This window comes from Niveispirillum sp. GW835-FHT14G11 (genome assembly GCF_058793615.1).
Genome location: NZ_JBXAFZ010000004.1, coordinates 211,063 through 236,935, shown reverse-complemented (window position 1 = coordinate 236,935; position 25,873 = coordinate 211,063). Strand labels below are relative to the sequence as shown.

Below are 25,873 nucleotides of genomic sequence, written 5' to 3'. Positions count from 1 at the left end.
GGGCTTGTCCCCTGTGGGCGTGGGGTGGTCTGCGCGGATCGGTTCGACGGTTACGCGCCCTGATTATTCCCGATCATCATCGCCTTGGAAACGATCAATGCGATATTGTCGCCCTCGACCTCGATCGATTTGTTGGCCGTGCGGGGCAGGGGGATCTTGAGCTTGCGGCAGAAGACGATCAGCATGGCGGCCACCTCGTTCTCTTCCATCTCCACCTCGCGATAGACGGACGAGCCCATGGCCTGCACCTTCACGCCCAGCACCAGCGGAACGGCGCTGCGGATGATGATGGGGCCCAGGAGACCCGGCGGCTGCTTGGCGGGAAACAGCTCGCGATAGGTCTTCAGGGCTTCCCGGATGGCCTCCGGGGAGAACATGATGTGGCGGCTATCAACAATCATCGGGAAGGATATTTCCGGTTAAGCAATGAATGTCGCGAATGTCGCAGACCAAGGTCGGGGATGAAAGCGCACGCGCCTTCCTGCTGATCTAGGCGCAGGATATGGCATGGCGCTGGCGGCTCGTCTATCCCATTCGTACAGGTGGTTTGCTGGGTTGCCGGGTATGAATACTGCGTTCAGCGCACTACCAAAAGCAGAAAAATTGCGGGAGGGAACCAATGGCCGGACAGTATCATTCCATTCATGCGGGATCGCTGGCCGATCCGGTGGGGTTCTGGACGCAAGCCGCCAGGGCCATCGACTGGGACAGCTTCCCCACCACGATCCTGGATGAGGGCGACAAGCCCTTCTATCGCTGGTATCGCGGCGGGACGCTGAACATCTGCCATAACGCGCTGGACCGGCATGTCGCATCGGGTCGCGCCGATCAGGCTGCCCTGATCTATGACAGTCCCGTCACGTGCGTGAAGCAGAGCCTGACCTATGCCGAACTGCTGGACAAGGTGGCGCGCTTTGCCGGGGTGTTGCGTGACCTGGGTGCCGGCAAGGGCGACCGGGTCATCATCTATATGCCGATGATCCCGGAGGCGGTGGTGGCCATGCTGGCCTGCGCGCGCATCGGGGCGGTGCATTCCGTGGTGTTCGGCGGCTTCGCCCCGCATGAACTGGCCACCCGCATCAACGACGCCACGCCCAAGCTGATCCTGGCGGCCAGTTGCGGGGTGGAGGGCGCAAAGGTTCTGCCCTACAAGCCCATGCTGGACACCGCCATCGCGCAGGCAACGCATAAGCCCAATCATTGCGTGATCTTCCAGCGCCCGCAGGTGGCGGCCGAGTTGATCGAAGGCCGGGACGTGGATTGGGCGGAAGCGGCGGCGGTCGCGGTGCCGGCGGATTGCGTCCCGATGGAGGCCACCGACCCGCTCTATATCCTCTACACCTCCGGCACCACCGGCCAGCCCAAGGGCGTGGTGCGGGATATCGGCGGCTATGCCGTGGCATTGAAATGGAGCATGGAATATTTCTACGGTGCCAAGCCGGGGGAGGTGTTCTGGGCCGCCAGCGATGTGGGCTGGGTCGTGGGCCACAGCTACATCGTCTATGGTCCGCTGCTGCAGGGCTGCACGACCCTGGTATATGAGGGCAAGCCGGTGGGCACGCCCGATGCCGGCGCCTTCTGGCGCGTCATCGCCGAACACAAGGTGGCGGTGCAGTTCACCGCCCCCACCGCATTTCGCGCCATCAAGCGGGAAGACCCCAACGGCGACCTGCTGCACCGTTACGACCTGTCCAGCCTGCGCGCCCTGTTCCTGGCCGGTGAACGGTCGGACCCCGATACGCTGAACTGGGCCGAAACCCATCTGAAGGTGCCGGTCATCGATCATTGGTGGCAGACGGAAACCGGCTGGCCCGTGGCGGGCAACCCGCTGGGGATCGAGCAACTGCCGGTGAAATATGGCAGCACCGCTGTCCCGCTGCCCGGCTGGGACATCCGCGTGCTGGCCCCGGATGGCAGCGAGGTGAAGCGCGGCGATATCGGCGCCATCGTGGCCCGACTGCCGCTGCCACCCGGCACGCTGCCGACCCTGTGGAATGCCAAGGATCGGTTCTTCAAGAGCTACCTGGCTGATTATCCGGGCTATTACAACAGTTCGGATGCCGGCTTCATCGATGAGGATGGCTATATCTTCGTCATGGCCCGTACCGACGACATCATCAATGTCGCCGGCCATCGCCTGTCGACGGGGGCCATGGAGGAGGTGCTGTCGGGCCATCCGGACGTGGCCGAATGCGCCGTCATCGGCGTCGCCGATGATCTGAAGGGCCAGTTGCCCTTCGGCTTTGTCGTGCTGAAGCGCGGCGTGGACCGGCCTCATGCCGATATCATCCAGGAAGTGGTGAAAAAGGTGCGCGACGAGATCGGGCCCGTCGCCGCCTTCAAGCAGGCCATTGTCGTGGAACGGCTGCCCAAGACAAGGTCCGGCAAGATCCTGCGCGGCACCATGCAGAAGATTGCCGACAGCGAGCCCTGGAAGATGCCCGCCACCATCGACGATCCCCTCATCCTGGAAGAGATCGGCGACGCCCTGAAGGGGGCGGGCTATGCGCGAAGCTGATGAGAGCGGGTTGCACGTCGTACAAGCCGCTCCGGCGGCGACTGCCGCCGCGCGGCACGTGCCGCGTAAGCCCAAGCCCACGGATGTGGGCGCCCGGCGTTTGAGGGAACAGATAGCAAAGCCCACTGCGCTAATTCGGCAACAATCATGACGATTTCTTTACCGTCATCGTTGTCAGACGGACAAGCATGGTTGACCATACACCCGCACCCCAATAGGGTCCGCTTGCTCGTTCGGCAGAGTTGAACGGGTGGGGCTTCAGGGAAACGGGTAAAAAACAGAGGGCCGCCAACGTAGCGGCCCTCTTTTTAATTGGTATTCCGCTGACCGGGCGGATGGCCCGAAAGCCACCCGCTTTGCGTCAACGACGCTGACGCGTTCCTGACGTCATGCGGTCTGCCTCAGGCAGCCACCGCCGTGTTGGTTTCAATGGTGGGCAGCGCGGCAGGGGTCAGATTGTGAATCTGCACCGTCCGCGGCTTCATCGCCTCGGGCACCTCGCGCACCAGTTCGATGTGCAGCAGGCCATTTTCCAGCGCTGCATTGTTCACGCGGATATGGTCGGCCAGCTGGAAGCGGCGTTCGAAGGCGCGGCCAGCGATGCCGCGATGCAGGAAGGTGCCGCCCTGGCTGTCCTTGGCCTTGCCCTGCACGACCAACAGGTTGGGATGGGCGGTGATTTCCAGGTCACCCAGGCCAAAACCGGCAACCGCCATGGTGATGCGGTACTGGTCGTCGCCCAGCTTCTCGATATTGTAGGGGGGGTAGGCGTTCTGGCTGCCATCCTCACCACTCAGCGCGCTTTCCAGCAGGCGCGTCATGCGGTCGAAGCCGACGGTGGAACGGAACAGCGGCGACAGATCATAGCTACGCATTGGTATCCTCCAGGAGCGATACGTTGGTCATCAGGGCTCCCGATATCGGCCAGCCCCTTGGTTTCGTGGCGTTTTCGACCCCGTGATCGGGCGTCGTCCTCCACGCTTCAAGAGTTAGGCAGGGCCCAAACACCCTTCAAGAGGGGCATTTCAAAAAAGTCACATGCCGCATCAAAGGGTCGCCATGCCCACCACCTACTTTCGCCGCAATTGTCAGCGGGGATTGAAGGGGACACACTGACCCTATCGAGGCGCCCAGGGAGCGCCGGGAAGGAACAGCGGGTGACGACACAACCGACAGCGTTCTTCAACCGTGCCTATGACGAGACCATGGTGCTCCTGGTCGAGGCGCGGAATTACGTCGCTTACCAAGAGGTGGGCGACCAGCGCGGTTTACCGCCCACCCTGCGCCTGCAGGTCTCGTATGAAAGCATGCGGGTGACCAGCCGGCTGACGCAGGTCATGGCCTGGATGCTGGCGCAAAAGGCGGTGCATGCCGGCGAACTGACGCAGGCACAGGCCGTGGGGGATGATTACGCCCTGTCCGGCGGCGCCATCTGCGCCGACCCGTCGGGGCCGGAGAACATGCTGCTGCCATCCGCCCTGCGCTCCCTGCTGGAGCGCAGCCACAGCCTCTATATGCGCACGACGCGCCTGGAGGAGATGGTGAAGCGCAACGTGGCTTAGTTTTGTTCCCTCATGCGCCGGGCGCCGCCATCCGGCGGCTTGGCTTGCGCGCCCATGGGGGCGCGGGCCGGCAGTCGCCGGCCCCCAACGGTCATGGGGAATGACCGTTGGGGGCCGGTGAGTGTCCGCAATCGCCGCTCAATCGAACAGCGCGTCGATGTCCGCCTGGGAAATGCTGCTGGGCTTTTCTTCCTGCGGACCATGCAGGGCCAGACCGTCATCATGCTTGGAAATGTCGGGCGGCAGGGGCAGGGCCTCGAACTCCTTGATATTCCAGACCGACATCATGCCATCGATGCGTTCCTCGATGAAGGCCAGGGCCTGCACCACCTTGGTGATGCGCTGGCCGGTCAGATCCTGGAAATTGCAGGCCTCGAAGATGCGCAGGGTGACGTCGTTCAAATCCTTCAGGCGGCTTTTCTGATAGCCTTCGGGCAGCTGCGAGCGCACCTCGTTGACGATGTCCTCCACCTCTTCGGCGGCGGTGATGATGGAATTGGTCGCGATCTCCGTGGCGCGCACCACGGCGGACAGCTGCTGGCTGGCCTCCATGAACGTGTCCTGGTTGGACAGCGGGTGGCGCAGTGCCGCCATCTCCACCTTCGTAGCCTTGATACGGCCGGCGATGTCGGAGATCTCGATCTGGATCTTTTCGATCTGGGTATGATCGACGCTGAGGAACCGGTCCAGCTTATGGCCCAGCGCGCCGATGGCCGCCATGACCTCGCTATTGTCCATTTCGACATGGATGGGGGCAGGGGGCGCGGCCGGGAGGGCCGGCGCAATGGCGGCCGCAACCTCCCCGCCACGGGGCGAGGGCGCCTTCTTGGCCATCTGAATTTCTGCCATGAAGGGCCGCCGCGGCGTCTGCACCATTCCCATCTCTCCCCCAATCCCCGAAATGCCGCACCTGTCCGAAAGAAATCATACGATCGGGTGCGATACGCTCTCCCGCACTGTGACTTATGGCGCTCGCACCTGCAAGACGGGAACAATGACCAAAAGATGAAGGTGGGGAATGATGGCTCAGCCGGGCCGGCCGTTCTCGTCACGTAGCCAACGGCAACCGACGGGGCCGATTCCTGCCGCCAAACCCGTCTGAAGGGCCGGCAGCAGGTCATTCAATGTCTCTTCGCTACGCCAGGGTGGATTGACCAGGATCAGGCCGGACCCGTTCAGCCGGTCGGAATGGTCGTCATCCGACCAGCATAGTTCCGCCGCCAGTATCTTGGGAATGCCGGTATCCTCCAGCATCTGGTGGAAGCGCCACACGGCGGCGCGATCCTTGACCGGGTACCAGAGCAGGTACTGGCCCGTGGCCCAGCGGCGATGGGCCAGCGCCAGGGCCGCCACCATGCGTTCATACTCGTCCGGCGCCTCGAACGGCGGATCGATGATCACCAGCCCGCGCCGCTCCTTGGGCGGCAGATGGGCCTTCAGCGACAGCCAGCCATCCATATGATGAACGGCAACCTGACCGTCCGCCTGGAACAGGGCACGCAGCGTCTTCACGTCGTCGGCATGCAGTTCGGCCAGCACCAGCCGGTCCTGTTCCCGCATCATCATCCGGGTGATCAGCGGGGAGCCGGGATAGACCTTCACCCCGTCGGCCCCCTCATTCAGCCGGGCCAGCAGGTCCAGATAGGGCCTGGCCCCTTCCGGCAGACGGTCCGCCCCGCCATCGGCCAGCACGCGGCGGATGCCACGCATCGCTTCACCCGTGCGCGACGCGGCCTGATCGTCCAGATCATAGCGGCCGATGCCGGCATGGGTGTCCAGCACGAAGTACGGCGCATCCTTGGCGCCCAGGCGGTCCAGCAGCCATGCCAGCACGGCATGTTTCATGACATCCGCGGCATTGCCGGCATGGAAGATATGGCGGTAATTCATCTTAGATGTTCTTCGTCGTGCTCTGTGCCGTGGCGGGTGTGGCTTTGCCCAGACGGGTTTCGCGCAGGGTGATGTAGACGCCGCTGCCGATGACGATCAAGGCGCCAAGTGCCACGGCCGGATGCGGCACCTCTCCCCAGATCACGAAACCATAGCCCGTGGCCCACAGCATGGCAGTGTAGTCGAACGGCGCCACCACGGCCACGGGCGCGCTGCGATAGGCGGTGGTCAGCAGGATCTGCGCAAGGCCGCCGATGACACCCAGCAACACCATCAGCATGGCGTCGTGCAGCGTGGGCATGACGAATTCCCGGCTCATCAGGATGGCCGACACCACCATGCCCGAGGCCATGAAATAGAACACGATGGTGGTGCTGGGCTCCGTGGATGACAGGCGCCGCACGGAGATCATGGCGCAGGCGGCCAGGAAGGAGGAACTGAGGCCCAGCAGGCTGCCCACCGCCTGCGGCCCGCCGGCCAGGATGCCCTCCACCAGGCTGGCATCGGGCCGCACGATGACCAGCACGCCCGTGAAACCGACGATCAGGGCCAGCGTCCGGCGCCAGCGCACCTTCTCCCCCAATACCAGCACACCCAGCAGGGTGGTCCAGAGCGGGGCGGTGAAGGCCAGGGCCGAGGCATTGGCCAACGGCAGCAGGGTGATGGCGGTGAAGCCGCAGAGCATGGAGATGACGCCGACGGCACTGCGCGCCAGATGGCCCAGCGGCCGACGGGTCCGCAAGGACATGATCCCGCCGGCCCGCCAGATCAGCGGGGCGAGGACGACCATGGCAAACAAGGCACGGCAGAAGATGATCTGGCTGACCGGATAGCGCCCGCCCAGCCATTTGATGCTGGCATTCATGGCGCTGAACAGGGCCACCGCCGACAGAATCGACAGGATGGCGCGGGCGACGGGCGGCAGATCGGCTAGGCGCGACATGAGAAGGGCGTTTTCGGCGGCCATGGGAGGACAGGCCATGGGTGCGCCAAACCAAGCACTGAAACCAGCCCGCCCTTCACATGGCAGGCATGGGGGAGTGCGTTGATTCTATTTTAAAGATTTGCCCGAGACAGGTGAGAGAAAAGCCGTGGGGATCAGCCGACCGGCACATCCTGATGCTTCTTGAAGGCCTCACGGGTGCGCGGGCCGATGGAGGGCAGGTTGCGAGTATCGCATTTACCCATCGTGCTGATCAAATCAGCGCTGTTGGCGGCACCCAGGCTAACCAGCTGATTCTTGACCTTGCACTGGTAGGCGGCGGCCTTGGCGCCGGACGAACCGTTGTAACGGCTAACGGCGGCGGCCCAGCTGCCCGTCTCGCGACGCAGATCCACCAGATACTTGGCGGCGTAGCGAACATTGGCTTCCGGGTTCACGATCTTTTCGACCGGGCGGAAGGCCTGCTTGTGGTGGGCCAGGGACAGCTGCATGCAGCCGGCATAGACCGAACCGCGCAGATTGCCCTTGTTGTCACGCAGATAGGTGGCCGCTTCAGCCTCCGTGCGCGGAATGACGACGCGGCCGCGGACATTCATGATGAAGGGGCTGGGCGTACCGCCGCCGCCGCTTTCAACCAGCGACACGGCCATCAGGACGCCCTTGGGAATGTTGAATTCCTTCTCCGCATCGACGATATGGTCCAGGCAACCGGCGCGGGCCGGGACAGCCAGGATCATCAGACCGATCAGAAAGGCGAAGGCGAGCAGCAGGCCGGATTCCTTGCGGGAGCGGGTGGCAACGCGGGATTGGCGCATCGTCATCTCAATCGTCCCCTCTGGTTCCGGTTGTCCGTGACGGGTCTCCCCGCCGGTTTCCCCGCTTGTGGGCGGGCGCTGCAATCAGGCCACCGTTACGAAATGCGGTGACCGCTCCCTCAAAATCACCGGCTCATGCGCCGGCCGCATAGCAATCACAGAATTGACGCATTGGGTCAACCAAGAATCGTTCCCGCTGATGCGCCTTTGTCACATAAGCCCGGTTTTTTAGGCAATCACCGCCTTTTCCGGGCCCTGCGGGCGACGGGCGGACATGCTATAGGGCAGCACGACGCCCGTGCCGGGACTGTAAATGCCAGGATTCGCTCATGTCCGACGCCCTTGCCCGTGCCTATGAATTGCTGCTGGCCCAGGACCGGGCCGGCGCCATTGCCCTGCTTCAAGGCACCGACGGGGCGGAGGAAGCTGGCCTGTTGGGCGAATTGCTGCTGGAGGATGGCCGCTCAGGGGAGGCGGCCGATTATTTGTCACAGGCCGTTGCCGCGGAACCAGACCGCATTCCCTGGCGACGGGCCCTGGTCACGGCCCTGATGGCGGCAGGGCGGGCGGCAGAAGCCTTGCCGGTGTGCCGCGACCTGCTGGCCCGCCGGCCCGACGATGCCACAGCTCAGGCGCGGATGGCCCGGCTGCTGCTGGATGGGGGCGAGCGTGAGGCCGCCCTGGACCACGCGCGGGAGGCGCGGTTCCTGGCGCCGGCCGACCTTGGCGTGGCCATCGTGACGGCGGACGTGCTGGTTGATGCCGATGAGGGGCTGGCGGCAGTGGAACTGCTGGATACGGCCCTGCGGCAGGCGCCCCCGGCCGATCCGGACCAGCCGGGGGCCCGTGTGGCGCTGGGCCGGGCCTGGCTGCATCTGGGGGAGCCGGAGAAGGCGGCCCGGGAATGGCAGGCGGCCTTGGACCTTGATGAGACGGACACGGGCGGCGCGGCGCCGCTGCTGGCCGGGCTGGCGGCGGCGGGGCAGCAGACCAGCCTGCCGCCTTCCTTCGTGCGTGCCCTGTTCGACACCTATGCCGACCGGTTCGATAAGGAACTGGTGGGCAAGCTGCGCTATGACGCGCCGCAGGCGCTGCGGCAGTTGCTGGTGGAGAGGGATGTGGCGGCGGGCAGCCGGGTTCTGGACGCCGGCTGCGGCACCGGTCTGGCGGGGCTGGCGGTGCGCGACCGGGCGGGGTATCTGGCCGGATTCGACCTGTCACCGCGCATGGTGGAGAAGGCCAGGGCGCGGGACCTCTATGATGCGCTGTGGGTGGGCGATCTGGTGGAAAGCATGGCGGAGCGGCCGGCGGCCTTCGATCTGGTGCTGGCCGCCGACGTGCTGGTCTATGTCGGCGATCTGGGGCCGGTGATGGGGGCGGTGGCCCGTACCCTGATCCCTGGCGGGCATTTCGCCTTCACCTGCGAGCGGTCGGCCGGCGACGGGTATGACCTGCATGAAGGCCGGCGCTTCGCCCATGGGCAGGCCCATATAGAGGATGCCGTGGCGGCGGCGGGGCTGACCCTGACCCATCTGGCCCATCACAGCACCCGCATCGACCGGAGCGTGCCCGTGCCGGGTTGGATCGCGCTGGCCGTGAAGGGCGCATGAAAAAGCCCCGGTGGCGGAACCACCGGGGCCTTTTGTTCCGACATCCGAAACGGGGGCTCAGCCCTGCTGACGCTTCATCCAGGCTTCCATCCATTTGATGTCATAGTCGCCATTGATGAAGTCCGGCTCGGCAATGATCTTCTGATGCAGCGGGATGGAGGTATCGACGCCGGAGATGACGAACTCCTCCAGCGCGCGGCGCAGCCGCATCAGGCACTCGTTGCGGGTGTTGCCGTGGACGATCAGCTTGGCGATCATGCTGTCGTAATAGGGCGGCACGCGATAACCGTCATAGAGCGCGCTGTCGACGCGCACGCCCAGGCCGCCCGGCGCATGGTACTGTTTGATCTGCCCAGGCGAGGGCATGAAGGTTTCCGGATGTTCGGCATTGATGCGGCATTCGATGGAATGCCCATGGAACCGCACATCCTGCTGCGTATAGCCAAGGGGGGCACCCGTGGCCACGCGGATCTGCTCGCGCACCAGATCGACGCCGGTGATCATCTCGGTGATCGTGTGTTCGATCTGAAGGCGGGTATTCATCTCGATGAAATAGAACTGCCCGTTCTCGTACAGGAACTCCATGGTCCCGACGCCGCGATAGCCCAGCAGCTTGGCGGTCCGGGCGGCCAGAGAGCCGACCTTCTCCCGCTCCTCGGCGTTCAATGCCGGCGACGGGGCCTCTTCCACCACCTTCTGGTGACGGCGCTGAATGGAGCAGTCGCGTTCGCCGAAATGCACGACGTTCCCATGGTGATCGCCCAGCAGCTGCACCTCGATATGGCGCGGGTTGGCCAGGTACTTTTCCAGGTACACTTCGTCATTGCCGAAGGCGGCGCGCGCCTCGCCACGGGCCAGCGAATAGGCTTCCTTCAACTCGTCCCGGCTGAAAGCGACCTTCATGCCTTTGCCACCGCCGCCAGCCGCCGCCTTGATCAGCACGGGATAGCCGATCTTGTCGGCCACGCTGGCCGCCGTCTCAAAACTATCCACCGGGCCATCGGAGCCGGGCACGCAGGGCAGGCCACGGGCGATCACGGTGCGCTTGGCGCTGACCTTGTCGCCCATGACGCGGATATGCTCCGGCGTCGGGCCGATCCAGGCGAAGCCATGCTCGATCACCATATCGGCGAACTGGGCGTTCTCCGCCATGAAGCCGATGCCGGGATGGATGGCGTCGGCCCCGGTGATGGTGGCCGCCGACAGGATCGCCGGGATGTTGAGGTAGCTGTCCTTGGCCGCCGGCGGGCCGATGCACACGCTCTCATCCGCGAGGCGTACATGCATGGCGTCGGCATCGGCCGTGGAATGCACGGCCACCGTCTTGATGCCCATCTCGCGGCAAGCGCGGTGGATGCGCAACGCGATCTCACCGCGATTGGCGATCAAGACCTTCTCGAACAGGCCGTCCTGGGGGTTCGCCGTCATGGCCCGCTCACTCAATGATCAGCAGGGGCTGGCCGAATTCGACCGGCTGGGCATTCGCCACCAGAATTTCGGTCACGACGCCACCCTTGGCGGCCTTGATCGGGTTCATGACCTTCATGGCCTCGATGATCAGGATGGTCTGACCGGCCTTGACCGTGTCGCCTTCCTTCACGAACGGGGCGGCACCCGGTTCGGACGACAGATAGGCGGTGCCAACCATCGGCGACTTCACGGCACCGGGATGCTGGGCCGGGGGAACGGCGGCGGCAACCGGCACGGCGGCCACCGGGGCCGCGACCGGAGCCGGCGCATAGGCGGCCGGAGCATAGCCCATCGGGGCCGGCGGCACGGCGCGGCTGAGCCGGATGCGGCGTTCGCCTTCCGAATATTCCATTTCCGTCAGGCCCGACTCCTCCAGGAGTTTGGCCATGGTACGCACGAACTCGGCATCCAGATCGAAGCTCGACATGGTATTTTCAACCTTTGAGAGGGAACCCGGGTTTCAGGACTGCGCCTTGGCGCGGACCAGACGGTCAGCCGCCTGCAGCGCCAGGACATAGCCATGGGAACCCAGGCCACAAATGACCCCCCGCGCGGCCATCGAGACATACGAATGATGCCTGAACGGTTCGCGACGGAAGATGTTGCTCAGATGCACCTCGATAACCGGCAGATCAACCGCCGTCAACGCGTCCAGGATGGCCACGGAGGTGTGGGTATAGGCTCCGGCGTTCAACAGGATGGCAGAGCGGGTGCCGCGCGCCTCCTGGATCCAGGTGACCAGCTCGCCCTCATGGTTGGACTGGCGGAAATCAATCGCCAGTCCCAGCCGATCCCCCTCGGCCCGGCACAATGCTTCCACATCGGCCAGGGTCTCCGCCCCATAGATATGGGGCTCACGGGTGCCGAGCATGTTCAGGTTCGGCCCGTTGAGGATGAGGATCGAAGGCTGTGGGCCCAAGTCGGCCGTCCCTTGTAATGATCGCCAGAAGCCGGGGGGTTATAGCATGGCCAGCAGCATGGGCAATGGCCATCGACATGACGTAGGGGAAGGTGGACAATCACCCCCCGGCATGAGGGGCTTCAACCCACCGGTTCAAGGGGCCGCGGCGCCGCCCCGACCCTACTGAACCGCCGCTGCCCCCGGTCGCCACGAATCGGCAGCCGATCAGCCGCTCTTCTTGGCCGTAGCGGCACGGGTGGCATTGAACAGGGCGATGAACTGATCAGTCTCAATGGCGCCGGGCACCACCGTGTCGCCGATGACGAAGCCCGGCGTGCCGCGGATGTTCAGCTTGCGGGCCAGTTCCATGTTGGCCTTGATCTCCGCCTCGATGGCGGGATCGCCCATATCCTGTTCCAGCTTCTTCAGGTCCAGCCCCACCTCCTTGGCCGTGGTGCGGATGACGTCGCTGTCCAGCCGGCCTTCATGCGTCATCAGCGCGGTGTGGAACGCCTCGTACTTGCCTTGGCGGTTGGCGGCCAGGGCGGCCTTGGCCGCTTCCTTCGACGATGGCGCCAGGATGGGGAACTCCTTATAGACGATGCGCACCTTGCCATCGCCCTTCACGGCCGCGCTGCGCTCCGGATGGGTGCGCTTGCAATAGCCGCAATTGTAATCGAAGAACTCCACCAGGGTGACGTCGCCCTTCGGGTTGCCGCCCACGGGCGACATGGGGCTTTGCTCCAGGGCCACCCGATTCGACTTCAATGCCTCGGCGACAGCCTTGTCGCCGTCGGCCTGCTGTTTCTTTTCCAGCGCCTCCATGGCCTCCAGCAGGATCTCCGGATTGGCCAGCAGGTAGTCGCGGACGATCTTTTCGACGGCCGGCTTGTCCAGCGGCTTGTCAGCGGCGCAAACCGGCAGGGCAGGCAGGGCGGCGCAAAGCGCAAGTGCTGCACACAGGGCCTGGAACCGGCCGGAAACAGGAAGGCGAAGGGACATCGTTCTCACATCCATTGACGAGTTGCCCGCACCATGGACCGGCCCCGCCCGGCGTGCAACCGCCACGCAGGACGCATTCCCGGTTTTCGCCCCGCGGTTTTGAAGGGGACTTGCCTATGGGCACGAGCTATGCCGTGATACGTAAGTGTGCATTGGTACCGCCAATAGCAATGTGCAAACTTGGCCTAGAGAAAGCCCGGCGACAGAATGCTACGGGCAAGGCTTTTGGGAGCGATGACGGTCTGATGGTCGCAGGCGACGACGATTTCCTCTTCAAGGAAGAGGGGCCGGAATCACCGGTCACCGGCGACGCGACCGCACCGAAGCGGCCGTGGCTGATCCTGATCGTCGATGACGATCCCGAAGTGCACGCCATGACGCGGCTGGTGATGAAGAAATTCACCTACCGCGACCGGCCCATACAATTCCTGTCCGCCTATTCGGCGGAGGAGGCGCTGGGTATCCTGCGCAACGATCCGGGTATCGCCATGATCCTGCTGGATGTGGTGATGGAGACGGACGATGCCGGTCTGCGCCTGGTGCCGCGCATCCGTGACGAGCTGGGCAATAGCCAGGTCCGCATCATCCTGCGCACCGGCCAGCCCGGACAGGCGCCCGAGGATGACGTCATCCACGGCTATGACATCAATGATTACAAGGCCAAGACGGAGCTGACGGCCCAGAAGCTGGGCACGGCCACGGTGGCGGCCCTGCGGTCTTATGAGCATATCACCGAGCTGATGCGGTCTCGCCAGGGGATGGAGCGCATCATCGACGCCGCCGGCAGCCTGTTCGCGCTGCGCGCCGTCGATCGGTTCGCCGAAGCCGTGCTGCGTGAGCTGGCACATGTGCTGAACACCGGCCCCGACGGCCTGGTCTGCGTGCCGCGCGGCAATGCCCGCACCGATGCGCAGATTCTGGCCGCTGCCGGCCGCCACGCCGACAGCGTCGGCCTGCCGCTGGGCCATAGTGTCGAGCCCGCCCTGGCCGCCAAGATCATGGAGGTGCTGCGCCTGCGCCAGCACCGGTTCGATGATCATGATGCGATCTTGTGGCTGCGTACAGCCGACGGCCGCGATGCCGCCGCCTGTCTGCATGTGGGTCGCCCGCTGGATCAGCTGGAACGCAAGCTGGCGGAAGTGCTGGGCGCGAAAATCGCCATCGGCTTCGACAACCTGCACCTCTATGAACAGGTGAAGCGCTCGCACAAGGCCGCCGTCATTGCCCTGGCCGGTCTGGCCGAATACAAGGACCCGGATGGCGGCGGCGACCATGGGCTGCGCATCTCCCGTCTGGTGACGGAGATCGCGTTCGCCCTGCGCTCGGAGGAGGGCTGGGACACGCTCATCGATGACGAGTTCCTGGACCAGATCACCATGGGGTCCATGCTGTATGATATCGGCATGGTCGGCGTGCCCGACAGCGTCATCCGCAAGGAACAGCATCTGGATGACGAGGAACGCCACCAGATGGAACTGCATTGTGAGCGTGGGGCCGCCATCCTGGAGAAGGCGTCGCGGCTGGTGGAGGGCAGCAACTACCTGTCCTTCGGCGCCACCATCGCCCGGGCGCACCAGGAACGCTGGGACGGCAGCGGCTATCCGCACGGCCTGTCGGGCACCGACATCCCGGCGGCGGCACGCATCGTGGCGGTGGCCGACGTGTTCGACGCCCTGACCCACCGCCGTTCCTGGCGCGATGCGGTGCCGCTGGCCGATGCCCTGAAATCCATCGGGGACGGGGCCGGAACCCTGTTCGACCCCACCGTGGTGGCGGCCTTCTTCAAGGTGCGTCAGGCGCGCGGGCGGGTGCGGTAGGCATCCACCGCACCCTGCCAACAGTCAGTTATATTCCCGCGACACCGGATGGCTTTCCACCATCACCCGGATATCCTGCGCGCGGATCCATTCCGGCGATCCGGCGGGCAGCAGGCGTTCGGCGCGGTCGGCATGGTATTTGGCGGCGCGGATGTCGCCACGGGCCAGGGCTTCTTCCGCCCTTGCATAGGCCAGTTGCGGGGCCATGTCGGCACGGCTGTAGGCCGATGACAGCAGCCGCCAAGTCAGCGCCGAATTCTGCTCCAGCCGGGCGGCGGCGGTCAGATGGGTGATGGCCTCATTCAGGAAACGGTCATTCCCCACCTCCAGCAGCGCATGGCCCAGGGCATTGCGCAGCAGGCCTGATTCCGGGTCCAGGCGCACAGATTCTCGATAGGGGATCACCGCATCGGCCGCCTTGCCATCCTCAAACAGGATTTGCCCTTTCAATTCATAGAAATAGGCGTTGTCCTTCTCCTGATCGATCAACCCGTCGGTGATGGCCAGCGCCTCGCGGATATTGCCCTTCTGGTAAAGGGCGATGGAGCGGGCATAGCGTGCAGGGATGGACTTGTCGGTCGCCGGATAGCGGCGCAGCGCAATGTCGGGCCGCATGAAGCCCATCAGCTTGGCAACCATGCGTTCATGCATTTCATAAAAATTCTCCGGCAACCGCTTGCCATTGTTCTTGGATTTCGTTTCCACGAAATTGCGGATGGCGTCAATGCGGTTGCGGGTCAGCGGATGGGTGCGGACATATTCCACCTGCCGGTTTTCCGGCAGCAATTCCTGTCCGGCCAGCCGCTGCATCATCTTCATCAGGCCTTCGGACGACCAGCCCAGCTTTTCCAGGTACGCCATCGCCGCTTCGTCGGCGGAACCTTCCTGGCCGCGGGTGAAGGCGAAGAAGGTGCGCATGGCCGCTTCCTGCCCGCCGCCCATAATGCCCATGCCCACGTCGGAACGGCCCGCCCCGATGGCGGCGGCCATGCCCAGCAGGGTGAAGATGGTGGCGATGGTGGCGGCGTTCGACATGGCGTCGCCGGCCCGCGCCAGATGGCCGCCGGCAATGTGCCCCGTCTCGTGCGCCGTCACGCCCACCAGTTCGTCAATGCCGGTATCCATCAGGAAGCCGGTATGGAAGAACATGTTCTGCCCGCCGGCCACGAAGGCGTTCAGGCTGTCATCATTGACCAGGGCGATGGTCACCGATTCCGGCACGACATTGGCCGCCTGCAAGATCGGGGTGGAATAGACCCGCAGGATATGCTCGATTTCGGTGTCGCGGATGAAACTGATCGAACGCTGGGCCATGGCGGGTTCGGTCGCCCAGGTCACCGACATCAACAACGCCACGGCCGCACTGGCAATCCGCTTTGGAACCGCAAACATGTCTTTATCCATCGGCAAGGCCCCTCACGCCGACACTAGCCACGAAAAACATGGCGAGGGAAGGGCGAGTTTGACGGCGCTGATCGGTGACGGGCATTGGGGACCGGCCAAGCGCGGCAGCGTGGCCCCCTTCATCGTGATGGAGGTGATGCGCGCCGCCAATGAACGCGCCGCGGCCGGCGGCGACGTGCTGCATCTGGAGATCGGGCAGCCAGGCACGCCGGCGCCTAAGGGCGTGATCGCGGCGGCGCATGCGGCTTTGGACAGTGACCGCATCGCCTACACCGACGCGTTCGGCATCGCAGCCCTGCGTGAGGCCATCGCCAGATGGTACCGGGACCGCCATGGCGTATCGGTGCCGGCGGAGCGTATCGCCATCACCACCGGATCGTCGGCAGGCTTCCTGCTGGGCTTCCTGGCAGCGTTCGAGCCCGGTGACCGGGTGGCGCTGGCCGCCCCAGGATATCCCGCCTATCGCAATATTCTGCGGGCACTCGACCTGGAGCCGGTGGAGATATTGACCGGACCGGAAACACGGTTCCAGCCGACGCCGGCCCTGCTGGCGGCCCTGGATAAGCCGGTGAAGGGCCTGATCGTGGCCAGCCCGTCCAATCCGGCCGGCACCATGCTGTCGCCGACGGCGCTGCGCGATCTGGCGCATTGGTGCGAGGCGAATGGCGTTCGCCTGGTGTCGGATGAGATCTATCACGGCATCGAATTCACCGAGGTGAAGGGCCAGACGGCCCTGGCCTTCAGCGACCGGGCCATCATCATCAACAGCTTCAGCAAATATTTCAGCATGACGGGCTGGCGCCTGGGCTGGATGGTGGTGCCGCCTGAGCTGGTGCGGTCCACCGAATGCCTGGCGCAGAACCTCTATATTTCCGCACCCACCCTGTCGCAGCGTGCCGCCGTCGCCGCTTTCGACTGTACAGACGAGGCTGACAGCCATGTCGCCCGCTATCGCCGCAGCCGCGATTTGCTGCTGAATGAGCTGCCGCGTGCCGGATTCGACAATCTGGCCCCGGCCGACGGCGCCTTCTATGTCTATGCCGATGTCAGCGGCCTGACCGACGATAGCGAAGCGTTCTGCAAACGCATCCTGGCGGAGACGGGTGTGGCCATCACGCCGGGCCTGGATTTCGACACGGTGCGCGGCCGGCATTTTCTGCGTATCAGCTTCGCCGCGGCGGAGGCGGAGGTGGCGGAGGCCGCGCGGCGGCTGGTGGCGTGGCGGCGGGGGGGCGTCAACGGATCGTGACCGTCCACGGCTCGTCCTGCCCCTCGATATGCCATTCGGCGCGCAAATCGCCCTCATCCAGACCGGTGAGGGTCAGGTAGTTGCGCTGCGCCAGCAGATAGTGCCCATCGGCATCCATCGGTTCCATGGACAGCGACAGCCGGTCCCACAATTCCTCCCGCTTGCCGGCCCGCAGTTCCATCATCTGCACGCCCAACCCATGCGGCGGGGGATGGACGATGCCGGAGCTGACCAACTGGCGCAGCAGGGTGCCGGGGCCGGAGATGGTACCATGCGCTGCCAGGTGCACCTCCCCAGACAGGATGGTGACGCGGGTGCCACTGCGGCGGGCGAAATCGGCCAGGATGCGCAGCACGGTGCACCATTGCTCACGATGCACGGGGCTGCGCCACTGGTCGCGCAGGTCATCCTCCATGGATTGGCGGCCGGGCAGCAGGTTGAGCAGCCGTTCGGCAAACCCGAATCCGGGGAAGATCAACGGCACCGACGACATCAGCAGCAGATGGCGGCAGGCGGCGAACCGTTCCAGCCATTCCGGCAGTTCCGACAGGCTGGCCGGCGACAGGACGCTTGTATGCGTGCGCTCGCTGCGCAGATCGGGTGCCAGGATGCCGACGCCGTTCAGCATCATCCCCTGGCTGAAGGATGGCGGGCCGGACGCCACCAGCGTGTCGGCGGGATCATCATCGCTCATGCCCACCTGGAACAGGCGGAAGGCACGGCGGGCCGCGTCATAGATGGCGCGATAGGCGGGACTGTCCAGCAGTTCCGGCGGATGCGATCCCCAGCCATCGATGATGTCGTGATCGTCCCACATGCATAGCGACGCCACGCCGGCCTGCAGCGCCGCCGGCTCCGCCTGGCTCCAGGCATGCAGGTATGTCGCGATGTACCAGGCCTCCAGCTGGGTTTCCAGCTCCGGCCCCGCCGTCAGGCCGGTGCGCTTCATCAACTTCGGGGTGTCGGAAAGCTGGCGCAGGGCGGGGACCCGCTGCCACAGCTCGTCGGCATAGACCTGATCGCCGCCCATCAGCATCAGGTGCAGGGGCTGCGCCCGGTGCCGGCCCAGCAGCCGGGCCCACAGCGCGTTGCGCTTCAGGCCCGTCGCCTCGATCTCCGCCTCATCCTCGCAGCCGCCACAGCTGACGAAGGCGATGCGCGGCGGGATGGCGGTACCGGGTACCGACAGGGTCCAGCGCCGTTCGTCATCCTGGAATCCATAGGCCGCGCGCCCGTCCTGCAGCCCGCGCGGCACGGCGAAATCATAGCGCCACATGCGCAGGATGCCGGGCGGGCAGGGCACGCCCGCCGGCCCCACGGGCGGCAGATCCTTCCATTCATGCAGGAAACGCGGCGGCACGGCCAGGGTGACCCCGTCCACGCGCAGGTCCGGCGGCTCCGCATCGCCGGCCAGCAGGAAGCAGGCCGACACGCGCCAGCGCTGCCCCGACCCGGTCGCCCCCTGGGCGCCACGCGCCCGCACCAACGGGCCCAGCAGGATCGCCGGCGGCGCCTGGCGCTGGCGCGGTCGTTTACGGGAAGGGGATGGGGGGGAACTCATCGGCCTCGGGCATCGGTAACGGGCGGGCATATCCCCTGTAACAGCTTGACAGGGCGAACGGCCAGGGGTGTCCCCTACTTTTCCCATTGCCAAGCGGTCGGCGGCAAGGCGGAATGGTGACATCTTTCTGTCATCGCCTGTTGTTGAAAGTCCGCCCACCCATGGATGCCCGTTACCGTTCGCGTGAAATCGGCCGCAAGGCCGTCGATGTCGATGCGTTGAAGCGTTCCTTTCTGGAATGGCTGGTCTATTCAGTGGGCAAGGATGCCAAGACGGCCACGCGCCGTGACTGGTTCAACACCGGCGCCCTGTCCGTGCGCGACCGGGTCGTCGATCGCTGGATGGACACGACGCGCGGCGTCTATGCCGCCGATGCCAAGCGCATCTATTATTTCTCCATGGAATTTTTGATCGGCCGGTTGCTGCACAACAACCTGGACAATCTGGGCCTGACGGAAGCCTGCCGCGAAGCGGTGGACCAGCTGGGCCTGCGGCTGGAGGAGGTGCTGGAGGCGGAACCCGATCCCGCATTGGGCAATGGCGGCCTGGGCCGGCTGGCCGCCTGCTTCCTGGACAGTATGGCGACGCAGCATCTGCCGGCCTATGGCTATGGCATCCGCTATGAATATGGCCTGTTCGAACAGCGCTTCGACCAGGGCTGGCAGGTGGAATTCCCCGACAATTGGCTGCGCTTCGGCAACCCGTGGGAATTCGCGCGGCCGGAAGTGCTGTATCCCATCCATTTCCATGGGCGGGTGGAGCGCTATATCGACGGGGCGGGGGTGGAGCGCCGCCGCTGGGTGGATACCGAAACGGTCCATGCCATGGCCTTCGACACGCCCGTCGTCGGTTACGGTGGCGAAACGATCAATACGCTGCGCCTGTGGTCGGCCCGTGCGATGAGCGATTTCGACTTTACCCGCTTCAATGACGGCGATTATCTGAAGGCGGTGGAGGACAAGGTCCTGTCAGAGAACCTGTCGCGCGTGCTCTATCCCAATGACGCGACGGAGGTGGGGCGTGAACTGCGCTTCAAGCAGGAATATTTCTTCACAAGTGCGTCCATTCAGGACATCCTGCGCCGCTACATGCAGCATCATCGGGATTTCGATGCGCTGCCGGAAAAGGCCGCGATCCAGCTCAACGACACGCATCCGGCCATCGGCATCGCCGAACTGATGCGCATCCTGGTCGATATCCATGGGCTGGGCTGGGACAAGGCCTGGGACATCACGCGGCGCACCTTCAGCTACACCAACCACACGCTGCTGCCGGAGGCGCTGGAAAGCTGGCCGGTGGCGATGATGGAACGCGTCCTGCCCCGGCACATGCAGATCATCTATGACATCAATGCCCGCTTCCTGGACAGGGTTCGGGGTCATTCCGATATCGATACGATCCGCCGTTTGTCTTTGATCGATGAGAATGGCGGACGGCGGGTGCGCATGGGTGGGCTGGCCTTCCTGGGCAGCCACAAGGTGAATGGCGTCTCAGCCCTGCATACGGAACTGATGAAGCAGACGGTGTTCGCCGATTACCACCATGAGTTCCCCGATCGCATCACCAACAAGACCAACGGCATCACGCCGCGCCGCTGGCTGCACCAGGCCAACCCGGCCTTGTCGCGCCTGATCAGCAGCCGCATCGGCGATGGCTGGATCACCGACCTGGAACAGCTGACAGCATTGCGTGACCGTATCGGTGACAAGGTGTTCGCCGAGGAATTCCGCCGTGCCAAGCGGCAGAACAAGAAGCGGCTGGCCGCCTATATCGCCCGGCACCTGCGCATCGATGTCGATGTCGACAGCCTGTTCGACGTGCAGGTGAAGCGCATCCATGAATATAAGCGCCAGTTGCTGAACCTGTTGCAGACGGTGGCGCTCTATAATGACATCCGCGACAACCCGACCCGCGATGTCGTGCCCGTCACCAAGATCCTGGCCGGCAAGGCCGCACCCGCCTATCACCAGGCCAAGCTGATCATCAAGCTGGCCAACGACATCGCCCAGGTGGTCAACAACGACCCGGCCGTGCGCAACCGGCTGAAGCTGGTGATGCTGCCCAACTATAATGTCAGCCAGGCGGAGATCATCATGCCCGCCGCCGATCTGTCGGAGCAGATTTCAACGGCGGGGATGGAAGCGTCGGGCACCGGCAACATGAAGCTGGCGCTGAACGGCGCCCTGACCATCGGTACGCTGGACGGGGCGAATGTTGAGATGCGGGACCATGTCGGGGCCGACAATATCTTCATTTTCGGCCTGAATGTGGCGGAGGTCCAGGATCTGCGCGAAGGCGGGGCCTTCGACCCGCGCCAGGTGGTGGGTGCCAACCCGCATCTGAAGCGCGCCCTGGACATGATCGGCGGCGGCGCCTTCAGCCCCGACGATCCCGGCCGCTTCCGGCCTATCGTCGATGCGCTGCTGCATGGCGACCATTTCCTGGTCACCGCCGATTTCGAGGATTATCGCAACACCCACGCCGCCGCCGTCTCGCTCTACCGCGACCGCGACGAATGGACGGCCAAGGCGATCTTGAACACCGCCGGCATGGGCTGGTTCTCGTCCGACCGCACCATCCTGGATTATGCGCGGGAAATCTGGGGCGTGTCACCGGTACAGCCGCTGGCGGGGGAGGCGGACTGATCCGCGCAGCCGCTTGTGTCGCGGCCCCCGTCTTCGGCAATCAGTTTCTGCGCTTCAAGCGGGTGCCCGTCTCCGGCCGCTCATTTTCATACTGGTAGCTGAGCAATTGACGGCGGGTGATCAGCTCTCCCGCGCTGCCGATGGGCGCCGACGGCTGGAACCGCCATTCACGGATGGCGTCGGCAGCGATGAAGGCAAATTGCGGGTTACCCGACTTTTCCAGGATACGGGTTTCCTTCACCTTGCCATCGGCGGTCGATATTGTGAACTCGATCATAGCAGCACCGGACAGGGACAGTTCGGCGCCACCGGGCATGCGCGGCGCCTCCTGGAACAGGGGCTTTGCCTCTCCCTGCTCGACCGGCAGGCCGCGCGTCGCCTCTACCATCCGGTCTTCACGCACCTGATCGCGGTTCCTATGTGCGATATAGGCCAGCATGCCGTATGTGGATCGCAGGATGGCGCCGATACCGGCCTGCGACCGGTTTGGCTCTGCCCGTTCGGCAATCGACAGGAACAGCGGTTCCGCATCGTCATAGCGGTCGGTCTCAAGTGTCAGCAGCGCCTGCTCATATTCCACCATCAGGCGGATGCCATTGTCCGGTGCCAGCTTGGCCACGATGTCGCTGGCGCGGTCCAGATATTTGCGGGTGACCACAATGTCCTGGACCTGCTTGATACTGCGCGCCTGGTCCAGAAGGGCGGTGACCAGTCCCAGGGAATCCCCGCCATAATTCTTCTCGTTCAGGGCGATGACACGGTCCTGGGTGGCGCGCGCAGCCGGAAAATCCCCCGCGCTTGAGAACGCGGCCGCCAGCTGCACATACAGGCTGATCATTGTCGCGTCATCTTCGGTGACATGCCGCCCCAGGGCCGTGATGGAATTGCGGACGACGGTCGGCGTGCCTGAGGGTCGTTCCATCTGCAGGAAGATATCAATGGCGTTCAACAGCAGCCGTTCATGGCTGGTCGCCTTGTAGGTCGGCGATTGCTCGTAAATCTCGGTTGCCTGCCAAGCCAGATCGAAGGCTTCCTGCAGCTTGCCCTCATTCATCTTGGCCACCGAGGCCTTGTTGGCTTCCTGCCAGGTCAGGGCGGATGCCGGCGCCGCGCACAGAAGAAGACAGACGGCCAGACTTGCTATGCGCATGGAAAACCTCAAAGCGATATCACCTGGATATAGTATCGCTTCAAGGGTGAGCCATACAATAAATTTTGCACTGAAAGTAGCATGCAATTGCATGCGGCTCCCGTGCCGGTATCAGCTGGCGGCGGTGCTCACGCTCTGCCGCACGGTGAACAGGGAACCGGCGGTTCCCTTCTCAGCCGTGGGCTGGAAACGCCAATTGAGGGCTGACCGGCTCATCAGCGCGGCATATTTCGGATCGCCAGCACTTTCCAGCACCCGCACTTCCTTGACCTTGCCATCGGCGGTGGAGACGCGCAGTTCCATGGTGGCGGAACCGGAGATGGAGCCGTCACTGGTATCGGGTATCGACCGGAACAGCGGCCGTGACCCGTCGGCATGCTGGGGCAGGCCACGGGTGGCCTCCACCATCTGGTCCTCGGTCTGCGGGTCGCCCTGGCGTTGGGCGATGAAGGCCAGCATGCCATATCCGTCACGAGCCAGACTGCGCACGGCCACATTCTGCGAGGCGCGGGCCTGACGCACGATGGTGCGGAACTGGGCGGCGGCGGCACTGTCGCGTCCGGCATTGATGGCAGCCATCGCCTGCTCGAACTCCACCTGCAGGCGGATCGGGTGATCGGCGGCCAGGCCCTTGGTCAGGCCATCGATCCGATCCAGGTAACGCTGGGCGGTGACGGGATCACGGGCGGCCTTGGCGGTGCGCACCAGTTCCAGCTGGGCAGTGACGCTACCCACACTGTCTGCGCCGAAATTCTTCTCATAGAGGCCGGCCACGCGCTCATAGACGATCTTGGCTTCGGTCGCGTCGCCAATGGCCAGATAGGCCTTGGCCAACTGTTCGTTCAGCGCGATGGTTTCCGGCGCGTCGGCGGGCACGTGCCGGCCGATGGCCACCAGCGCCTTTTGCAGGATCTCCGGCGTCCTGGCCGGATTCTGGATCTGCAGGAAGATGTCCGCCGCGTTCAGCAGCAGACGTTCATGATTGCCCGCCTTGTAATTGGGCGCCTTCTCATACAGTTCCGCCGCCTGCCAGGCCAAGTCGAAGGCCGGTTGCAGCTTGCCTTCCACCATCAACGCCACAGAAGCCTTGTTGGCCTCTTGCCAAGTGCCTGCCGCCTGTACTGGTGCAGCCAGCAATAGTGCGCAAGCGGCGGCAGGAATTAATTTCGTTGCAAACATGCAACCTCCGGCGAATATATAGTAAAACCTGAATGTAATTTACGCCCGTTCGCTTCCTGGCTCAAGCCGCTAAAGTGGCGCCAATGGATTGTGGCTAGGTGGACCGACCTGCGCCCGGCGCTGCCCAGACCTGTGGCGGGGCCGGAACGATTTCGCTGGTGCGAAGAGGAGGGCGCCTGCATATTCCGGTCCGTACCGAGTGGCTGTGGGGCCCCCGGCGGTTATCCATGCCGCCATCAAGATACGCCCCGAATGATGAATGTCGGGTCGTGTCGCTGCCCATCTCCTTGATGGTGCCGCCCTTCGCTTTCCGAACAAATCGAGCCGCTCCAGCGCAACCGTCGGCGACGGGATGATCCCGCCGTCCGTCACCCCTTGCGCTCTTTCGCGACCGGACCTTCATGAAGGTCCGGCGTTGGCGGAGCGTCTGGTTTGTTCCAAGAAAGCACATTCCTTGAGCATCACCTTTTCCGATCTCGCCCTTCCCGCCCCGCTGATGCAGGCTGTTGCCGAGCTGGGCTATGTCAATCCCACCCCGATCCAGGCCCAAGCCATTCCGGCCGCCTTGGCCGGCCAGGATGTCGTGGCGTCGGCCAATACCGGCACCGGCAAGACCGCGGCCTTCGTGCTGCCGGCCCTGGCCCGCATCGGCGCATCGGAGCGTCAGGCCGGTTCCTGGGGCCCGCGCGTTCTGGTGCTGACCCCGACCCGTGAATTGGCCACCCAGGTCCTGGATCAGGTGCGCCTCTTGTCCAAGTTCGGCCGCATCCAGACCGGTTCGGTGCTGGGCGGCATGCCCTATCGCGCCCAGATCGAGATGCTGCGCCGCCGCGCCGACCTGATCGTCGCCACGCCGGGCCGCCTGATCGACCATCTGGAGAATGGCAAGGTCGATCTCTCCTGTGTCGAGATGCTGGTGCTGGACGAGGCCGACCGCATGCTGGACATGGGCTTCCGCGACGCGGTGGAGCAGATCTCCGGTGCCTGCCCGGCCGACCGCCAGACGCTTTTGTTCACCGCCACGCTGGACCGCACGGCGGAAAAGCTGGCCGCCAGCCTGACCAAGAACCCGGTCCGCGTCGATGTCGCCGGCAAGGCCGTGACCAACGATTCCATCGAACAGCGCTGGCTACGCGCCGACGGGCTGGATCACAAGCACAAGCTGCTGATGCGCCTGCTGGAAGATGAAGCCTTCAGCAAGGGCATCGTCTTCATGGCCACCAAGCTGGATTGCGACCGGATGGCCGATCAGCTGTCCGAGCAGGGCCAGCGCGCCATGCCGCTGCATGGCGACATGCAGCAGCGCGAGCGTAACCGCGTGGTGCAGTGGCTGCGCGACGGCCGCATCAATGTGCTGGTCGCCACCGATGTCGCCGCCCGCGGCATCGACATTTCCGACCTGTCCCACGTGATCAATTTCGACCTGCCGCGCGTGGCGGAAGATTATGTGCACCGGATCGGCCGCACCGGCCGCGCCGGCGCCACCGGCATCTCCTACAGCCTGTTCACCCGCCATGACCGCAACCTGGTCCGCGCCATCGAGCAGTACACGGGCCAGCCACACATGCAGAGCACCCTGCCGGGCCTGGAGCCGATGCCCGAGCCGGAGCGCAGCAAGTTCCGTCCCGCCGGCGGCGGCGGCAAGCCGTTCGGCACCAAGAGCAACTATGCCGGCAAGCCCTATGGCAACAAGGGCGGCTATGGCGGCCAGCGCCGTGAGGGTGGTGGTTACCAGGGCGGCGGCGGCTACCAGGGTGGTGGCGAGCGTCGCGAGGGTGGATTCCAGGGCGAGCATCGTGAAGGCGCTTCCCAGGGCGAGCGTCTGGGCGGCTGGCAGGGCGAAGGCCAGAGCCAGGGTGGCGAGCGTCCGCAGCGCGCCTGGACCCCGGATGCCAGCCCGGCCGCTGGTGACGGTTTCGGCGGTGAACGCCGCGGCCCGCACCCGCACAAGGCCAACCCGTACAAGCCGCATGCCGGCAAGGGCCGTCCGCACGGCCATGGCGGTGAAGGCCGCGCCGACTTCCGCGGCGATGCCCAGCCCGCCGGCGAAGGCCGTCGTGAGTTCCGGGGCGAGCGCCGGGCCGAAGGCCGCGAGGGCGGTGCCGCCGCCCCGCAGCGCCGGCCGTTCCGTCAGCCGGGCTGACGGTTGACATCCAA

21 protein-coding genes are annotated in these 25,873 nt (G+C 64.7%); 7 read left to right on the top strand and 14 right to left on the bottom strand.

Annotation, left to right across the window (positions count from 1 at the left end; all coding sequences use genetic code 11):
• Nucleotides 1–50 precede the first annotated feature (50 nt).
• On the bottom strand, nucleotides 51–401 hold the full coding sequence (locus tag AC1Q7F_RS09660) for a hypothetical protein (protein WP_492506136.1): 351 nt from the start codon (nucleotides 399–401) through the stop codon (nucleotides 51–53).
• A 218-nt stretch (nucleotides 402–619) separates the two neighbouring features.
• On the opposite strand from AC1Q7F_RS09660, the gene AC1Q7F_RS09655 reads away from it, so the two are divergent.
• Entirely contained in the window at nucleotides 620–2,518 is a 1,899-nt protein-coding gene (locus AC1Q7F_RS09655; RefSeq protein WP_492506134.1) for a propionyl-CoA synthetase, read from the top strand.
• 401 nt (nucleotides 2,519–2,919) lie between these two features.
• Here AC1Q7F_RS09655 and AC1Q7F_RS09650 read toward each other — a convergent pair whose 3' ends face one another.
• Nucleotides 2,920–3,393, bottom strand: a complete 474-nt coding sequence (locus AC1Q7F_RS09650; protein WP_492506132.1) for an Hsp20 family protein — start codon at nucleotides 3,391–3,393, stop codon at nucleotides 2,920–2,922.
• A 282-nt stretch (nucleotides 3,394–3,675) separates the two neighbouring features.
• Here AC1Q7F_RS09650 and AC1Q7F_RS09645 point away from each other — a divergent pair, with 282 nt between their 5' ends.
• Nucleotides 3,676–4,080, top strand: a complete 405-nt coding sequence (locus AC1Q7F_RS09645) for a DUF1465 family protein (protein ID WP_492506130.1) — start codon at nucleotides 3,676–3,678, stop codon at nucleotides 4,078–4,080.
• Nucleotides 4,081–4,218: 138 nt separating this feature from the next.
• On the opposite strand, the gene AC1Q7F_RS09640 is transcribed toward AC1Q7F_RS09645, so the two are convergent.
• From AC1Q7F_RS09640 to AC1Q7F_RS09625, 4 genes are all read right to left on the bottom strand, one after another.
• On the bottom strand, nucleotides 4,219–4,956 hold the full coding sequence (locus AC1Q7F_RS09640; protein WP_492506128.1) for a protein phosphatase CheZ: 738 nt from the start codon (nucleotides 4,954–4,956) through the stop codon (nucleotides 4,219–4,221).
• Between the two features lie 150 nt (nucleotides 4,957–5,106).
• Entirely contained in the window at nucleotides 5,107–5,970 is an 864-nt protein-coding gene (locus AC1Q7F_RS09635) for a 23S rRNA (adenine(2030)-N(6))-methyltransferase RlmJ (protein WP_492506126.1), read from the bottom strand.
• 1 nt (nucleotide 5,971) lies between these two features.
• Nucleotides 5,972–6,913 carry a DMT family transporter gene (locus AC1Q7F_RS09630; protein ID WP_492506124.1) on the bottom strand — a complete coding sequence of 314 codons (942 nt, stop codon included), beginning with the start codon at nucleotides 6,911–6,913 and terminating at the stop codon, nucleotides 5,972–5,974.
• A gap of 155 nt (nucleotides 6,914–7,068) precedes the next feature.
• Complete coding sequence (locus AC1Q7F_RS09625) at nucleotides 7,069–7,734, bottom strand: transglycosylase SLT domain-containing protein (protein ID WP_492506122.1); 666 nt, start codon at nucleotides 7,732–7,734, stop codon at nucleotides 7,069–7,071.
• A gap of 323 nt (nucleotides 7,735–8,057) precedes the next feature.
• On the opposite strand from AC1Q7F_RS09625, the gene AC1Q7F_RS09620 reads away from it, so the two are divergent.
• Nucleotides 8,058–9,338, top strand: a complete 1,281-nt coding sequence (locus AC1Q7F_RS09620; RefSeq protein ID WP_492506120.1) for a class I SAM-dependent DNA methyltransferase — start codon at nucleotides 8,058–8,060, stop codon at nucleotides 9,336–9,338.
• A gap of 57 nt (nucleotides 9,339–9,395) precedes the next feature.
• On the opposite strand, the gene accC is transcribed toward AC1Q7F_RS09620, so the two are convergent.
• From accC to AC1Q7F_RS09600, 4 genes are all read right to left on the bottom strand, one after another.
• Nucleotides 9,396–10,742 carry an acetyl-CoA carboxylase biotin carboxylase subunit gene (gene accC, locus AC1Q7F_RS09615; protein WP_492506495.1) on the bottom strand — a complete coding sequence of 449 codons (1,347 nt, stop codon included), beginning with the start codon at nucleotides 10,740–10,742 and terminating at the stop codon, nucleotides 9,396–9,398.
• 31 nt (nucleotides 10,743–10,773) lie between these two features.
• Complete coding sequence (gene accB, locus AC1Q7F_RS09610) at nucleotides 10,774–11,235, bottom strand: acetyl-CoA carboxylase biotin carboxyl carrier protein (RefSeq protein ID WP_492506118.1); 462 nt, start codon at nucleotides 11,233–11,235, stop codon at nucleotides 10,774–10,776.
• Between the two features lie 33 nt (nucleotides 11,236–11,268).
• Entirely contained in the window at nucleotides 11,269–11,727 is a 459-nt protein-coding gene (gene aroQ, locus AC1Q7F_RS09605; protein ID WP_492506116.1) for a type II 3-dehydroquinate dehydratase, read from the bottom strand.
• 207 nt (nucleotides 11,728–11,934) lie between these two features.
• Nucleotides 11,935–12,711 (bottom strand): DsbA family protein, encoded by a 777-nt coding sequence (locus AC1Q7F_RS09600; protein WP_492506114.1) that lies wholly within the window; start codon nucleotides 12,709–12,711, stop codon nucleotides 11,935–11,937.
• Nucleotides 12,712–12,956: 245 nt separating this feature from the next.
• Between AC1Q7F_RS09600 and AC1Q7F_RS09595 the strand changes: the two genes are divergently transcribed.
• Nucleotides 12,957–14,528 (top strand): DUF3369 domain-containing protein, encoded by a 1,572-nt coding sequence (locus AC1Q7F_RS09595; RefSeq protein ID WP_492506113.1) that lies wholly within the window; start codon nucleotides 12,957–12,959, stop codon nucleotides 14,526–14,528.
• Between the two features lie 24 nt (nucleotides 14,529–14,552).
• Here the strand turns inward: AC1Q7F_RS09595 and AC1Q7F_RS09590 are convergent, their stop codons facing one another.
• The gene (locus tag AC1Q7F_RS09590; protein ID WP_492506111.1) at nucleotides 14,553–15,920 is read right to left on the bottom strand and encodes a M48 family metalloprotease; all 1,368 of its coding nucleotides are present in this window, start codon (nucleotides 15,918–15,920) and stop codon (nucleotides 14,553–14,555) included.
• A 139-nt stretch (nucleotides 15,921–16,059) separates the two neighbouring features.
• Between AC1Q7F_RS09590 and AC1Q7F_RS09585 the strand changes: the two genes are divergently transcribed.
• Nucleotides 16,060–17,181, top strand: a complete 1,122-nt coding sequence (locus AC1Q7F_RS09585; protein ID WP_492506494.1) for a pyridoxal phosphate-dependent aminotransferase — start codon at nucleotides 16,060–16,062, stop codon at nucleotides 17,179–17,181.
• On the opposite strand, the gene AC1Q7F_RS09580 is transcribed toward AC1Q7F_RS09585, so the two are convergent.
• Nucleotides 17,168–18,742 (bottom strand): alkaline phosphatase D family protein, encoded by a 1,575-nt coding sequence (locus AC1Q7F_RS09580; protein ID WP_492506109.1) that lies wholly within the window; start codon nucleotides 18,740–18,742, stop codon nucleotides 17,168–17,170. The two genes, AC1Q7F_RS09585 and AC1Q7F_RS09580, sit on opposite strands and share 14 nt — an antisense overlap.
• Nucleotides 18,743–18,903: 161 nt before the next feature.
• Between AC1Q7F_RS09580 and AC1Q7F_RS09575 the strand changes: the two genes are divergently transcribed.
• A complete protein-coding gene (locus AC1Q7F_RS09575) occupies nucleotides 18,904–21,387 on the top strand; it encodes a glycogen/starch/alpha-glucan phosphorylase (protein WP_492506107.1) in 2,484 nt (827 codons plus the stop codon).
• A 40-nt stretch (nucleotides 21,388–21,427) separates the two neighbouring features.
• Here the strand turns inward: AC1Q7F_RS09575 and AC1Q7F_RS09570 are convergent, their stop codons facing one another.
• Nucleotides 21,428–22,537, bottom strand: coding sequence for an energy transducer TonB (locus AC1Q7F_RS09570; RefSeq protein WP_492506105.1), 1,110 nt, complete (start codon nucleotides 22,535–22,537; stop codon nucleotides 21,428–21,430).
• Between the two features lie 111 nt (nucleotides 22,538–22,648).
• Complete coding sequence (locus tag AC1Q7F_RS09565) at nucleotides 22,649–23,608, bottom strand: hypothetical protein (protein WP_492506103.1); 960 nt, start codon at nucleotides 23,606–23,608, stop codon at nucleotides 22,649–22,651.
• A 562-nt stretch (nucleotides 23,609–24,170) separates the two neighbouring features.
• Here AC1Q7F_RS09565 and AC1Q7F_RS09560 point away from each other — a divergent pair.
• A complete protein-coding gene (locus AC1Q7F_RS09560; protein ID WP_492506101.1) occupies nucleotides 24,171–25,859 on the top strand; it encodes a DEAD/DEAH box helicase in 1,689 nt (562 codons plus the stop codon).
• Nucleotides 25,860–25,873 lie beyond the last annotated feature (14 nt).

Bases quoted from the DNA above. Each gene is read 5' to 3' on its own strand.
- accB (WP_492506118.1), bottom strand. From the start codon at position 11,235: ATGTCGAGCTTCGATCTGGATGCCGAGTTCGTGCGTACCATGGCCAAA.
- AC1Q7F_RS09600 (WP_492506114.1), bottom strand. From the start codon at position 12,711: ATGTCCCTTCGCCTTCCTGTTTCCGGCCGGTTCCAGGCCCTGTGTGCA.
- AC1Q7F_RS09660 (WP_492506136.1), bottom strand. From the start codon at position 401: ATGATTGTTGATAGCCGCCACATCATGTTCTCCCCGGAGGCCATCCGG.
- AC1Q7F_RS09620 (WP_492506120.1), top strand. From the start codon at position 8,058: ATGTCCGACGCCCTTGCCCGTGCCTATGAATTGCTGCTGGCCCAGGAC.
- AC1Q7F_RS09570 (WP_492506105.1), bottom strand. From the start codon at position 22,537: ATGCGCATAGCAAGTCTGGCCGTCTGTCTTCTTCTGTGCGCGGCGCCG.
- AC1Q7F_RS09635 (WP_492506126.1), bottom strand. From the start codon at position 5,970: ATGAATTACCGCCATATCTTCCATGCCGGCAATGCCGCGGATGTCATG.
- AC1Q7F_RS09625 (WP_492506122.1), bottom strand. From the start codon at position 7,734: ATGACGATGCGCCAATCCCGCGTTGCCACCCGCTCCCGCAAGGAATCC.
- AC1Q7F_RS09655 (WP_492506134.1), top strand. From the start codon at position 620: ATGGCCGGACAGTATCATTCCATTCATGCGGGATCGCTGGCCGATCCG.
- AC1Q7F_RS09565 (WP_492506103.1), bottom strand. From the start codon at position 23,608: ATGGTGGAAGGCAAGCTGCAACCGGCCTTCGACTTGGCCTGGCAGGCG.
- AC1Q7F_RS09630 (WP_492506124.1), bottom strand. From the start codon at position 6,913: ATGTCGCGCCTAGCCGATCTGCCGCCCGTCGCCCGCGCCATCCTGTCG.
- AC1Q7F_RS09650 (WP_492506132.1), bottom strand. From the start codon at position 3,393: ATGCGTAGCTATGATCTGTCGCCGCTGTTCCGTTCCACCGTCGGCTTC.
- AC1Q7F_RS09595 (WP_492506113.1), top strand. From the start codon at position 12,957: ATGGTCGCAGGCGACGACGATTTCCTCTTCAAGGAAGAGGGGCCGGAA.
- AC1Q7F_RS09585 (WP_492506494.1), top strand. From the start codon at position 16,060: ATGGAGGTGATGCGCGCCGCCAATGAACGCGCCGCGGCCGGCGGCGAC.
- AC1Q7F_RS09575 (WP_492506107.1), top strand. From the start codon at position 18,904: ATGGATGCCCGTTACCGTTCGCGTGAAATCGGCCGCAAGGCCGTCGAT.
- AC1Q7F_RS09590 (WP_492506111.1), bottom strand. From the start codon at position 15,920: ATGTTTGCGGTTCCAAAGCGGATTGCCAGTGCGGCCGTGGCGTTGTTG.
- AC1Q7F_RS09580 (WP_492506109.1), bottom strand. From the start codon at position 18,742: ATGAGTTCCCCCCCATCCCCTTCCCGTAAACGACCGCGCCAGCGCCAG.
- AC1Q7F_RS09640 (WP_492506128.1), bottom strand. From the start codon at position 4,956: ATGGTGCAGACGCCGCGGCGGCCCTTCATGGCAGAAATTCAGATGGCC.